Genomic DNA, 13,061 nt, shown 5'->3' on the forward strand with positions numbered 1-13,061 from the left:
GGCAGATTGTCCCACGCCGGTCAGCTGAGCCACCATCCGGGCGATGCATCAGCGGCCACTTCCCACGGCAACGCCCGAGATCCCGTCAGAGTTCACACTCCGACCACCACGGACAACGACTCCCGGAACACGCCTTCCAACTCCTCGTCGAGTATGTCCGCTGGCAGCGTGTCGAAGGATATGAAGGCGTTGAGCCTGAGTACCCGCATCAGGAAATCCCGGAGCACCTTCCTCTCCGCATGAGGAGGGACGTCGAGCGTCTGCCAGACCCGGACGATCGCACGCACCAGATGTGGGCTTCCGCCGATCGAGGTTCGTCGGGCGTAGATCTGGTCGAAGGCCGACTCGTTGAGAACGGACAGTGAGGCGTAGAGGTCCTCCCTTCCGCCGTCCTCGTCGCACAAAAGGTGCGCTCGCCACCACAGCCGACCGAAGACATGGCGTGTGATGTCGGTCCCCAGTACCCGGTCACGGTGCAGGTCCGTGAACCGCCATGCGGACACGTCCGGCAGGACGACGAGCGAGAGGAAGGCCCAGAGATCACCCGCCACCGCCTCTGCCGGAACGATGCCCGAGTCCCGGTGGAGAATCGTCGCCACCTCGATGTCGAAACCCGCCGCCTGCTTCCTGCCGGGCTTAGCGGGGTAGCCACGCTCAGTGGCACATGAGAGCACCGACTCCCGCAGGGAGCCGAGCCGCCGTTCGGGAAGACGGGCGCCACCGGTGGCCGCGTAGAACATGGCCGGGTGGGAGAGAGTGGAACGTTCGCGCAGGCATTCGACCGAGTGCCGCAGATACTCCTCCCGAAGGCCGGACGCGGCTGCGGGCAGAAGACGCGGATAGAGATAGACCATCACGTCTCCTTGGAGAAGAGGCCGACAGCGTGCTGGATCTTCGCCGAGAAGAGCGCCGGGTCCGTGCGACGTGTCATGCGCAGGGAGGTGAGAGAGGTACCGGGGAGGAAGGTGCGCAGCAGCCCGAGTAGCGTGTGACCGAGCGTGTCCGGCTCGAAACGAGAGGTATCCGTCAGCTCCTCGTCCGCTACGGCCCGCTCGATCATCAGGCGGACGACGTCCTGCCTGACGGCGGACTGGATGAGCCGCTCTGCGTACGACGCCTTCTCCGCACGGCGAAGCGCGTTGAGCACAGTCGGAGTGCCACTGTTCACGAGAAGCACGACGGCGCCCATCGTCGCCGCCTCCAGGTTCGGACCGATGTCGAGGTACCAAGGAGCCTTCTCCGGGTAGCCGGCGCTCTTGAAGTCGACCACCGCCATGGGGAACTGCGACGCGTCGCCCTGCAGGCGTACCCCGGCCCGGTGATGCCAGAGTACGGATCCCGCGCGCCGAGGACCGGTGGGGTCCGGGTTGTCCAGGCTCTTCGCGAGGATCAGCTGGGTGTCGAGCGACAGCAGACCACCACTGTCACGTCCGATCACGGTGAACGAGAGCTGTGCCGAGCGAGTGCCCCTACCAAGCAGCCTGAGCCGATCGGCCAGCCGTCGAAGGCCGCTGCCCGTAGAACTCCAGACCACTGAAAGGACGAGCTCGGCCTCGTAGGGGAGTCCGGTCGAAGCTCTGACTGCGTCGAGGTCGACTCCGACCGCCGTCTCGAGGGACAGATCCCTCTGAAAGTCCCAGTCGGGTATGAAGGCGGGCAGCGGAACGGCGTCCCCGTCCTCGGACTTGAGGGACCACTCGGCCATGGACACCGATCCGACGGCCGCTCTCCGATAGGGATAGGCGCGACGGTTCACCGGCCTTCGCCCCCTGCCTCCACAGTGATCGTCAACTCGGTCATGGTGTCAGGGGCCGGCCTGACGATCAGAGACCAGACCGTGCCGTCACCGCCATCCGCGTACAACGAGGTTCCGGCCGTCATGGGCCCGTCCCCCGCGCGCCATCCCAATACCGTGGGAATCGACGCTCCGATGGGCGGCTCCACTTCGATCCCGCGACCGTCGCCCAAGGCAACGGCAGGATGCCCGTGCGCGACGCACGGACCCGCGTCGGGCAGGGTGAAACGTTGGACGAGGACGGCCTCACCGTCGACGACGTCGTGTTCGGGAACCCCGTCGTACAGAACGCGCCGACGACCTGACGGACCGGTCGTTCCTCCCCTGGGGCCGGGGACACCGCCGGCTCCGGCCGCCCCCGCGAAGCCCCGTCCGGCGCCCGCGGGGCTTCCAGTGGAGGTCGTACCCGTGGCGAAAACGGCTTCCGCGCCCTCCCCGGCCGTACCCGCCATAAGCCCCGCCATGAGTCGGCTCATCCCGGCAAGGGAAACGCCTTCGCCTGCTTCGTTCGACACCGGGGCGGGTCCGGAAGCCTCTTTCATGGCGTCGTTTATCTTGCGGAGAGCGTGCTTCGCCAGGCGATGGTCCTCTCCACTGAGTTTGTCCACCAACCAGGCGTCGTGCGACGCGGGCTCCGCCGCCGCGAAGATCCGGTCCATTCCGGCGTCGGCCCGGAAGACCGCCGCGTAGCCTCCGCTCTCTTCGAAGAAGGGAGGTCCCTCGAGGTACCTCACCACCAGATCGACCGGTCGCATGAGACACGTGTGGTGAAGCCTCTCTCCGATCCCCGCTTCCTGTGCCACCCGAGGAGGAGTTCCTTGGGGTGAGATGAACTTCCGCATGCCGAGCCGACCGAGGACGCGCCCCATGGACTTGTGTTCGACGAGGCGATTCATGTCGTCGTACGCCCAGACGAACGGGCGGAGGTGACGTACTTCCGACGGCCTGGGTACGGGAACCGTCCGGCCCTCGTGGCTGGCGGAGAAGCGCATAGGTGCGTCTCCCCCCTCCGGTAGCATCTTCGGCCAAAGGTTCCAGACCATGGCGTCGACGATCCACCGCATGGCCTCGGCGTCGTCGCGTTCGCCAAAGACGGGGTCGAGGATCGTGACGGAGGTCCCCGTCTCACCGTGGGGAAGGGCGGTCAGGCCGAGACTTCCGGCGACCTCGTCGGCCTCCTCCCCGACCAGCGGCTCGACGTAACCGTGCCGGACCTTTCCCCAGAAGTGACGGCCGGTGAAGGTCTTCGTACCGTCGTCGCCTTCCACTGTGTAGCTCTCGTGCACCGCCCACCCGATAAGTCGGGTCTCCAACCGGTCGTTCAACCGGCAACGCGTGTGCACGACCACTGTGTGTGATGCGGAGAGGAGGTGGAACACCGCCTTCCCGAAACCGTAGGTGCCACCACGACCGCTGATCTTGCTCGAGCTGCCGGTCTTGCGGACGAATGACGCGAAGTCGGACTGCCCTGGAACCGCGACGTCGGCGCGAGTGGGGCCGCCCAATCCTCTCGTCCCCGTGTCGGTCACGGTCAGGATGCGTAGAGCGGGGCGTGCGAGCGAGGCCCGAAGCTTTAGGTGTCGAAGCTGGGGTGCGTCCGCGGCGAAAAGGTTGCGCCACACCGGCGCCTCGCCGGGCCCGAGGGTACGCAGTTCCACTCGGTAGTCCACAGGGCGGTCCCCAGCCCGTGCGTCCCAGCTATTCTGAGCCGATTCCCTCACGAGAAGGGTCAGCGGGTCGAGCTCGGTGCCGTCGAGGTTCTTCAAAGCGCCCTCGGCCGTCCCTCCGCCGCCGGGAGCATAAGGCTCGGACAGCCAACGTGGGGATTCCGCGGTCATAGCGTCCGCCCCACTTCACCCAGGAAGGCTTCCACAGCCGTGTGCTCCAGCATCGGCGAGTGGGCGCCCGCCAGATCGACGGTGTAGCGCACGTCCAGGAGGCCGTCGGGTACCGGCTTCATCAGGGAGGCCGTCGTGAGGCGGGGGAAGGCCTCATCGACCTCGTACCAACGCTCTTCGACGGGGGACAAGCGCAAAGCGCCTTCCTCATCTGTCTGTCCGCGCCGGTAACCGACACGTGCCAGCCGAAGCCACAGCTCCGACTCGTCGATGCACAGCCGAGCAGCCTCCGCGGCGAGCTCGCCGACGCTCTTTCCCCGCGGGGTTCGTTCGAACCGATGCCAGGCCAACATCAGACGCCCGTCCTGTGGCGGCTCCAGCTGGTCGAGCCCATGGACGTCGAACGTCCTGCGTTCGGACGTCGTGGAGGTACTTTTCACCTCGACGGCGTGGAGGCCGTCGGAAAAGTCATGGCGACCGCCCTCGGGACCGGTCCACCAACTCACGGCCCCCGGGTCCTTGTCCAGCAGACGGAGTAGGACCGACAACTCGCCAGCGAGACCGATCTCCTGCGCCTCGGTGAGCGCACGGGGCACACCGCTGAAGAGCTGGCGCCAGCGGTTGACCACCGCCAACGTCGTGCGGTAGGGGTGTCGTCCGTCCGCCTCCAGAGCCACGAGAACGTCAGCGCACAAACCCGTGAAAACGTCGTCGAGATCTCTTCGGATACAGACGATGTCCGCGAAACGACCGTAGGTCTCGTCGTCCTCCAACGCCCGCTCCGTGACGCGCAGCGTTCCGCCGATCCGTCCGGTGGGGACCCGTCGACGCCCCCGAAGGGGGATCAACAAATGGCGTAACGAGTAACCGTCGGTCGCCGCGGAGACCGCCCCGTGCTCGGTGACGACGGGAAGCGGGGACGTCCTGAGGGCGGCTCCGGGACCGAGCGGGGTCAGGTCCAACTCGGCCCAGTGCCGATCGAGCACGCGCCGCAGATCAGCGCCCCCGCTCAACTGTCGTCCTCCTCGAAGAGCAAAGACAGATCCTCCTCATCGTCGTCCTGCACGCGGGACAGGTCGGCGCTGTAGTACTCCACCTCGCTGTCCTTCCCCCGAGGCTTCGGGAAGACCAGACCGACGCCGATGACGTGGTCGACGGCGTCGAGCGGGGCGCGACTCTCACGGTTCGTCGGTGACGGTGACAGGGCGTCGATCGGATAGAGGGTCAACAGCCCGGTGTCCGGCGCCTGCTCGCGTCTGGCGTTCTTGAGAGCCTCTTCGCTGATCTCCGTGAGCGCAGTGAGATCGAGGTCGACGCCGGCGTCGCGGCGGCTCATCAGGGTCTTGATGTCGGCGGCATCGCTTTCGCTCACGCCGAGCTTCGCACGAATGACTCGATCGACGGCGAGCCCGGGGGCGAACTCGTACTGCTTGTCCGGGTCGCCGCTGAGCGGATTACCGATGATCGCTACATTCCAACGCTTGAGCGCGCCTCCGCCCGCGGAACGCACCCGGCGCTCGACGTAGCCGCGCAGCAGATCCGCGTCGCATTCCAACGACTTGCCGTGGAAGCGATACTCCGCGAGGAAGTCCAGAACCATGTCGTAGGGCACACCTCGGAGGATGTGCCGGCCCTGGTTCCCTCTGTCCTCGTGCCGGGCTCCAGCCAGACGTAGGGAGCGGTCGACGAGGTCGTGAGCGGCCCGCCGGTTGGCCTGCAACCACTCGGCGTCCCGGGTCCGGAAGTAACGGGTCTGCACGCGCTGGCCACCGTACGCCGCACTCGCCTTGACCGCGTCCCGCATCTTGCCCGCCGCCGTGATGCGGAGCGACGGATGGGTCCGCATGCGGACGGCGAAGGTCCTGGGCGTCTTGTCCTCGACCATGTACACATCGATGTCCCGACGCATCTCCGACTCGACGGTGGCGATGTGCCGGAACCAGTCACGCATCCCGTCCGTCATCCAGATGCGCGGCAGGTCGGCGTACCCTTCGCGGAAACCGAACCAACGGCCCATCTGCAGCAGCGAGTCGTACGTGGTGGCGTTTCGCACGAAGTAGCTGACGGCCAGTCCTTCGAGAGTCAGGCCACGCGACAAGGTGTTACCACCCACGGCGATGGCGACGACAGGACCGGCCTCGTAGTCCAGTCGCTTCACGCTCTTCGAGTTGTCCAGGATGATGTGGCAGTCGTCCAGCACACCAGCCAGCAGCGGCAGGAGGGCGTCGAAAGAGACGGGTGTCTCCCCGAGATCGGGCTCATTACCGGGTACGCGAGCGACCTCGGCCTCCCAGAGCCGCCTCAGTTCATCGAGAAGTTCCCCGTCGGTGGTCTTGAGATACCCGGCCGTCCGCTTACGGAAAGCTTCCAAGGGTCCTTCGAAGCTCTCGTGAACCAGGGTGCTGACGCTGGTGTGGATCAGCATCGTGGAGTGGGGAACGCCCTTTCCGCGTACCCGTCGAGCGGCGGTGACGAGCCAGAAGTACAGCACGGCCGTCCTCAAGGAACCACTGATCTCGGGTACGAACCCCTCGATCTCGTCGCGTCCCGGTCTCACGAGGGGTACCTCCTCGTCGGGGACCGTGCGGATCATGTCGTACCCGTCCGGTACTTCCTGCGGGTCCTCACCGTCCAATGCGTCACGACCGAAGAGCACTTCGGTACCAAAGTGCCCGCGGGGCTTCGGCAGGTTGACGACGAAGTCTTCCGGATAGAGATCCTTGGCCGCGGGATCGATCAACAGGTTGGCGAAGGGCGTGGCCGTATAACCGACGTATCCCCCACGAGGGAACAGATCGATGATCTCCCGGATCAGGGGGTTGGTACTGCGTGAGGCGACGCTCGCCTGGTCGGCCTCATCGTCGATGATCAGCGTCGGGCAGTTACGGAGGTAGTCCGGTGCCTTTTCCAACCATGCCTTAAGCTTCCGCAGCCTGGGCACGTTCTTCTTGATCACGCACAAAACGTGCTGCTGGCTCTTGTCACCGAAGAAGGCGGCCGGATTGCCCGCGGGAGGCTCGAAGTCCCCGATGCGTCCGGTGAGGGTGTGCCATTGATCTATGACCGGCCCCACCAACTGCCGTTCCAAGCGTAGTTGAGTTTGCAGCCGCAGACCGTTGTGGATGCCGGCGAGGACGATGAAGAACTTGTAGCCGGCGTCCGCCGCCTTCGCGATGAGCGCTGTGAAGTTGCTGGTCTTACCCGACTGCACATATCCGACCACCAATCCCCTGGTCGAGAAAGCGCTCTCCAACGGGTGGTCGAGCATGGAGACAACCTTGGTGGACGCCGAGTCGAGGCCGCGCAGGCTATCCTCGTTCCACGACTGTTTCGCCAGCAGGTTCCTGAGAGCGGGCCAACACCGGTCGTCCTCCTGAGGGCCTACGTACCAGGTCTCGCGGTTGTTCCGAACGACAGAGCCGGGCTCACGCTTCTCGCGAATGGCGATGGTCTCCTGCTGATGACGTTCCGCGATCCGTTTGGCGAGCTCGTCGGACATGCCGAAGAGCTTGATCGTCGCCAGTGCCTGCTCCGGCGTGTGAGTTTTGATGAGACGCTTGAACGCCTCGTACTGATCTTCGAACTCGTTCAATCCCCACCCCGTGGATCCGCGTCGTTCCGCAGTCGTGGGGTCGACGGCCCGGTCGCCGTGCTGTGGGCGCAGGTGCCGCCGTCTCGTACGGCCGCGGACGTCAGGTCGGCCGAGGCGCCACCGCCTCGTGCCCTTACCGGGGCCTGGGCCGACAATGGGGCTCCTCGACGTCGTTGTCCAATAGAACAATTTTATATCTGGTCGCTACGCCCACAACCCTCCCGAACGGAACGCTCAGTCGTTCACAGTCGCACGAGCACGTTCATCGCTCACGCGGCCGTCGTGAGCCTGCGCCGCGGCTTCCGCACGCGAGGCACCTTCGGAGTGTGGGAGTCGAGGAGGTCCCTCTGGGTCAGAAGCAGCGGTGCCAGATGTTCGGCAATGGCCCGTCCCAACCCGACGGGCACGGCGTTGCCAATCTGACGCGCGATCTCTGCCCTATTCCCGCACCACTGGAAAGTTTCTGGGAATCCTTGCAAGCGGGCCGCTTCCAGATGCGTGATGGGACGGTGCAGCCACGGATGCAGGTAGCGCCCCTTCTCCGGTTTGAAGAATTCCGTGCGGATAGTGACCGAGGGCTTGTCTCGATGCATTCGCCCCATGACGTCCGCCGAGCCGGTCTTGTGGTTCCTCCAACAACGAGAGAGGAGCTCAAAGGGAATATCGAACCTATTACCTCCTTCTGGAATGGACCGATAGCGCGCCATCGAAATGGGCTTTATTCCATTTCGGCTCAGATGTAGTTCGCCCATGGAGAAAGGGCCGGCAATCTCTTGCCCGTTCACGACCTTGCGTCGATGTGGGAGTTCCGGGAACAACTTACGCAGGGCAAGGTCTGAGATCGTCTGCCATACCGTCCGCTGAGGCCCATCGGCGGGCCCTGGAATCAAGCGGGACTGCAGTTCCATATCCGAGACTTCGTCGACCCGGCTGGGCGCCCCGCAGTCAGAAGGCAGCAATAGATCCTTACGGATGCCAATCGCGATGGTCCGGAACCGTCGCTGCGGGACGCCGTGATCGGCGGAGTTAAGGAGATCATCAAAGATGCGATATTCGGAGAGGGTCCCACCGGTGATCGTCTCATTGATCAAGAGTTGGAATTCGGACGACTTCCTGAATGCATCGACGTTCTCCATTACGAACATCATCGGTCGGACCGTCGAAACCACTTTCAGGTAGTGACGCCAGAGCTGGTTGCGCTCATCTTTCGGGTCCTGATTACCGAGGCGCGAGAATCCTTGGCACGGCGGGCCACCCAACACGATGTCGGCTTCGGGCAGACCTCCAGGCAGGTTTACCCACTGCGCGATATCTCCTTGGTGGATGTGTGCCCCGAAGCGTTCGGAGAAGTTCACGGCATAGGTAGCCGCCGCAGCAGGATCAAGCTCTACGGCGGCGACCGGGCGGTACACCGATCGGCCCTCATGGCGGGCTTCCACGAAGCCCTGTGTCAGCCCCCCACACCCGGCGAACAGGTCGATCGTCCGGAGCGGCGGGAGATCGGTGTCGCCACTGACCGCCTTTCGGGAGACGCCGACTTCAGGATGTGGTTGGGTCATTGGCGCACTGTAGCCGGCTAGCCGGCTGGAGGACAACCTTGGCACCCTACAGCTCGCCCGCGCTCTACGCCGGCCCCCAATCCGGTTACCGACGCTGAGCCTTTTGGCGTGTATCACTACACTCGACCTGTGGTAGATGGAAACATGGGCGCCAGGCCTCTACCGCCGCTGAAAAGGGCAGGCGCGCCGCCCGAGCCGAGCATCCTCCTCCACGTGCCTGGCGTTCCCGGGCCGGTGTGACGAAAAGCGACCGTGTACGCGAGCAGGGTCGGGCCACTGGCGGTGCGTCCAAGCGGCTCGTCGCCGTCGATGACGGCCACAGAGTGCCGGCCACCGTCGTGCTGACTCTGCACCTAGGGCGGGCCGCGTGGTCGCCCGGCTCCAGTGGACGTCCGCCAGGCGCAAACAGCGACTTCTTCTCGGTGAGGTGAATCAACGCCTCCGCAGCGCCAATCTCCGAGTCGCCTGACGCCTTTCTGAGGAAACCACATCGACAGGGGCTGCGCTACAGAATGGCGGTCAGACCGGTGCCGACTCTTCGCCGAACCGCAGACGTCCTGTTCAACAAGTACAAGGTGGCGGTTCTCGTGGAGGGCTGCTACTGGCAGCGAAGATCGAGGGCAACAGAAGGAGGGACGCGGAGACGGACAGGCTCTTGATGGAACGAGATTGGTTCGTCGTCCGCGTTTGGGAGCACACAGCGTTCGAGGATGCGGTGACCCTCGTGCGGCTAGCACTCGAAGAGTCGAGGAGCCACTTCGGCCCTCGGGCGATCAGAGGGGGCGTCCGTTGACCAGGTCGTCCAAGCCGTCGGCTTCTCTCCGCAGGACGTCCCGCCCGTCGTCATCGCTTTAGGCGAGGAGGTGGGTGCCGACCGACAGACCAACTTCGGCGAAAAGCTTTATAGACAGCTCTACCGGACCGCCGCCCTCCCGCGCGACGATTTCAGCTGGTTCTCGGATCATTGAGCACGATGGCACGCCGCCATGCCCACGACAGGGCTGCCAGCGTGTCATGTCACAGGTCCAAGACGCTCAGGAAGCGCGCCGAACCAGTTTGCTTTCGCCCTGCTATCGATTCGAAGCCGGACTCGCGTCGGGTTCCCCCTTCTCTCGCGAGGGTGGCTCACCGCATCGTCCTCCATCGAGCAGGGGGCTGGCTGCGATACCCGTGCGAAACGCGGTCGCTCATCGTGGGTCCGTAGGAGGCAGCAGAGCGCGAACTCGCAGCTCACACCGCATTGTCAGACCCCGCCGGCACGATGAAGGTATCAACAGCCTTTTATGGAGAGGTGGACGAGCGATGGACGTTGAGCAGGCACTCAAGGGGTGGCTCACTCAGGATCAGTACGAGGCGGCCGTAGCCCCCGAGCGGGAGGTCCTGGCGATCGCTGGCGCTGGTTCGGGTAAGTCCCGGACCCTTGCGGGCCGCGTCGCCCATCTCGTGGCCTCGGGTGCTCCGCCCGAGTCGGTGGTCGCCTTCACTTTCTCCGACAAGGCGGGGGAGCAGATCAAGGTCAGGGTCGCGCAGGCTCTCGAGGTATGCGGACTGGATCCCCATCTGGTCGGTGGCATGTACGTCGGTACCATCCACGCCTGGTGCCGACGGGTACTGGGCGAGATGGACGCGGACTACCGCCAGTTCGACGTACTGGACGAGATGCGGTATCAGCTCTACCTGATCTCGCGTTACCCGAAGCTGCGGATCGCGTCGCTGAGGGATGCCCACCCCACATCAGGGGGCTTCCGGCACGGGTACTAGAAGACCCTGCGGCAGCTTGGTCGGGCCTGGCAGATGATGAACGATGAGCTGCTCGACCCTCGTCAGGTGGCGGCGGAGGACCCCGAACTGGGGGAGGCCCTCGAGCGTCTGCGCAGTCACCTGGAGAAGGACCACTTCATCGACTTCTCGCTCATGCAGCGACTCGTGGTAGAGGCGCTAGAAAGTGAGGATCCTGGCGCCGCGCGTGCGCTGGCCTCACTCCGTCATGTGCTGGTCGACGAGTACCAGGACGTCAACGTGGTGCAGGAGCGTTTGATCGGTCTTATGCGCGCGCATTCACAGACTCTCTTCGTCGTCGGCGACGACGACCAGGCGATCTACGGCTGGCGTGGCGCCGACGTCACGAACATCCTGGAGTTCACCCGCAGGTATCCTCGCGCCTCCGAGCACCGATTGCTCACCAACTTCCGCTCCACTGCGGCGATCGTGGAGGCGGCCGGGGACTTCGCCGCCCAGGAACTCGGTGCCGCCCGCCTGCCGAAGCGCCTCAAGGCGGCCGCCGATCGAGGGCCCCGGGAATTCGCCGTCCAGCACTTCCCCGACCGGCTTTCGGAGGCGGACTTCGTGGCGGACCGCATCCAGGAACTCCTCGGCACCGGCTACGAGGAGCCCGACGGTACCGTCCGAGGACTGACTCCGGCGGACTTCGCCGTCCTGATGCGTTCCACGGAGACGTCCGAGTCCGACGGTTCCAAGCGTCACAGGGCTTTCGTAGAGGCGCTCAGCGCCCGGGGCATCCCCTACGCACTGAACGCCGGCAGTCAGTTGTTCGATCGGGCGCAGCCCGCAGCGATCCGCAGCGCCTTCGGTCTGCTTCGTGATAGTTCCCCCGACCGTAACGAGGTCGAGCGCCTCTTCCGCTCGGAACTCCTCCCGGCGTTCCCGAAGGCGGACCTGAAGCGGGTTAGGGAGGTATTCGCCGACTGGGGGCGACGTATCCATGCGCCTGTGGCTCAGGGTGCGCCGCGGCAGCGTCTCTTCCCGCAGGAACTCCTGCACGAGTTGTTGCATGGCCTCGGTGTGGCCGACAGCGGGTTCGACGACGGGATCATGGCCGACCTCGGCACCTTCAGCCGCATCCTGCAGGACGTCGAGCCTGTCTACGTGTCCATCGATGGTAGTAACCGCTTCAAGGACCTTCTCAACTTCCTCGAGAACGTCGCTGGTGACGGCTACGAAACCGACAATCAGATGGTGAGCCGTCCCGACGCCGTTTCGGTGTCCACGGTGCATCGTGCCAAAGGCCTCGAATTCCCCGTCGTGTTCGTGGTGGACGTGGAGGCCAACCGATTCCCGGCTAAGCGGCGAAGCTACGACGGGTGGATGCCTACGTCACTCATCCAGCAGGCTCTCGACAACGGTTCCTACCAGACCGGGGATGCGGACCAGGCACGCCTATTCTACACGGCCATCACTCGGGCCGAGCGCTACCTGTACGTCACCGGGGCATCGATGCTTCCCGGTGGCAAGCGGGTGTCCCGCGTCTCGCGCTTCGCAGCCCGCTTGTCTCACCCCGAGATCAGGCGTGACCTGCTTGATCCCAGTGCTCCGCCACGCGTGACGCCGCGCTCGACCACTCCGCGCCGCCGGGGAGACGAATCGGTCCTGCCCACCACCTACTCCCAGATCCGTTCCTACATGCGGTGCCCTTACTCGTACAAGCTGGGCGAGGTCAACGGCTTTTCTCCCGCCATCCCGGAACTCTTCGGATTCGGTCGGGCCGTGCACGCCGCGGTGGGTAAGCTCCATGAGCTCTACAAGGATCGCCCGCCGACACCCACAGCCGCCCGTGCCGTCGCCGAGGACCTGTTCCACCTGAAGCACGTCGCGCCCAGCACCGACCCGGTCAGCCGCCCGGGCGCCTTCGAGCGCGCGAAGCAGAAGTCTGCGGACGTCGTCGCCGGTTACGCCGCCGAGTACGGGCAGGATTTCGAACGTCGCCGCCAGGTCGAGCTGCCTTTCGAGGTGCCGATCGAGGGAGCCGTCATCTCGGGCGCAATCGATCTGCTTCTCTGTGTCGACGAGGCAGAGGAGATCCAGGATGCGAAGGTGATCGACTTCAAGACGATGGAAGGCGGCGACGACCCGGTTCAGAATGATGACCTGAACTGGGAGGACCTGTCCCTCCAGGTACAGCTCTACGGCCGGGGTGCCGAAGTCGTCCGAGGCATGAACGCACGCACAGGCGCCGTACACCTCCTCAAGGACGGCAAGCGCGTCAACGTTCCCGTCGATGCCGACGCTATGAGGGATGCGGTCACCAATGTGGAGTGGGCCGTCGAGCGGATCGTCGAGGGCGAATTCCCGCGGCGGGGTTCGTCAAGCAAGTGCGCTGGCTGTGACTTCAGGCGGTTGTGTTCCCAGAAGGTCGAGCAGTTCGCCACCGACATCGAGCCGCCCGCCCTCCACTTGCCTGATGGAAACGGTGGAAAGAGGTTCCTGCAGATCGCTGCATTCTCACGTACGGGAACTGGCAGGTGAATCGCTGACCGCCG

General features: G+C 64.9%; 9 protein-coding genes. 3 read left to right on the plus strand and 6 right to left on the minus strand.

Features of this window, described 5'->3' with window-relative positions:
- Positions 1-92 precede the first annotated feature (92 nt).
- The 6 genes from IF20_RS06320 to IF20_RS37435 all read right to left on the minus strand — a co-directional run bounded on the left by IF20_RS06320 (position 93) and on the right by IF20_RS37435 (position 8,784).
- A complete protein-coding gene (locus IF20_RS06320) occupies positions 93-854 on the minus strand; it encodes a DUF6339 family protein (protein WP_052863948.1) in 762 nt (253 codons plus the stop codon).
- Positions 854-1,705, minus strand: a complete 852-nt coding sequence (locus IF20_RS06325; RefSeq protein ID WP_052863949.1) for a hypothetical protein — start codon at positions 1,703-1,705, stop codon at positions 854-856. The genes IF20_RS06320 and IF20_RS06325 overlap by 1 nt, the downstream gene beginning before the upstream one ends.
- A gap of 47 nt (positions 1,706-1,752) precedes the next feature.
- Entirely contained in the window at positions 1,753-3,561 is a 1,809-nt protein-coding gene (locus tag IF20_RS06330) for a hypothetical protein (RefSeq protein WP_052863950.1), read from the minus strand.
- Positions 3,562-3,629: 68 nt separating this feature from the next.
- Positions 3,630-4,619, minus strand: coding sequence for a PD-(D/E)XK motif protein (locus IF20_RS06335; protein ID WP_234426539.1), 990 nt, complete (start codon positions 4,617-4,619; stop codon positions 3,630-3,632).
- Positions 4,620-4,642: 23 nt separating this feature from the next.
- Positions 4,643-7,225, minus strand: a complete 2,583-nt coding sequence (locus tag IF20_RS06340) for a Z1 domain-containing protein (RefSeq protein WP_052863952.1) — start codon at positions 7,223-7,225, stop codon at positions 4,643-4,645.
- Between the two features lie 269 nt (positions 7,226-7,494).
- Complete coding sequence (locus tag IF20_RS37435) at positions 7,495-8,784, minus strand: DNA cytosine methyltransferase (protein WP_110943851.1); 1,290 nt, start codon at positions 8,782-8,784, stop codon at positions 7,495-7,497.
- Positions 8,785-9,296: 512 nt separating this feature from the next.
- Here IF20_RS37435 and IF20_RS39840 point away from each other — a divergent pair.
- The 3 genes from IF20_RS39840 (at position 9,297) to IF20_RS06350 (ending at position 13,047) form a co-directional block, all read left to right on the plus strand.
- A complete protein-coding gene (locus tag IF20_RS39840; protein ID WP_234426519.1) occupies positions 9,297-9,443 on the plus strand; it encodes a hypothetical protein in 147 nt (48 codons plus the stop codon).
- A gap of 643 nt (positions 9,444-10,086) precedes the next feature.
- On the plus strand, positions 10,087-10,545 hold the full coding sequence (locus IF20_RS38985) for a UvrD-helicase domain-containing protein (RefSeq protein ID WP_199896504.1): 459 nt from the start codon (positions 10,087-10,089) through the stop codon (positions 10,543-10,545).
- A gap of 33 nt (positions 10,546-10,578) precedes the next feature.
- Positions 10,579-13,047 carry an ATP-dependent helicase gene (locus IF20_RS06350; RefSeq protein ID WP_110943853.1) on the plus strand — a complete coding sequence of 823 codons (2,469 nt, stop codon included), beginning with the start codon at positions 10,579-10,581 and terminating at the stop codon, positions 13,045-13,047.
- The last annotated feature ends 14 nt before the right edge of the window (positions 13,048-13,061 follow it).

The organism is Streptomyces niger, assembly GCF_000718305.1.
GTDB lineage: Bacteria > Actinomycetota > Actinomycetes > Streptomycetales > Streptomycetaceae > Streptomyces > Streptomyces niger.

Bases quoted from the DNA above. Each gene is read 5' to 3' on its own strand.
- IF20_RS38985 (WP_199896504.1), top strand. From the start codon at position 10,087: ATGGACGTTGAGCAGGCACTCAAGGGGTGGCTCACTCAGGATCAGTAC.
- IF20_RS06325 (WP_052863949.1), bottom strand. From the start codon at position 1,705: ATGGCCGAGTGGTCCCTCAAGTCCGAGGACGGGGACGCCGTTCCGCTG.
- IF20_RS39840 (WP_234426519.1), top strand. From the start codon at position 9,297: ATGGCGGTCAGACCGGTGCCGACTCTTCGCCGAACCGCAGACGTCCTG.
- IF20_RS06350 (WP_110943853.1), top strand. From the start codon at position 10,579: ATGATGAACGATGAGCTGCTCGACCCTCGTCAGGTGGCGGCGGAGGAC.
- IF20_RS06320 (WP_052863948.1), bottom strand. From the start codon at position 854: ATGGTCTATCTCTATCCGCGTCTTCTGCCCGCAGCCGCGTCCGGCCTT.
- IF20_RS37435 (WP_110943851.1), bottom strand. From the start codon at position 8,784: ATGACCCAACCACATCCTGAAGTCGGCGTCTCCCGAAAGGCGGTCAGT.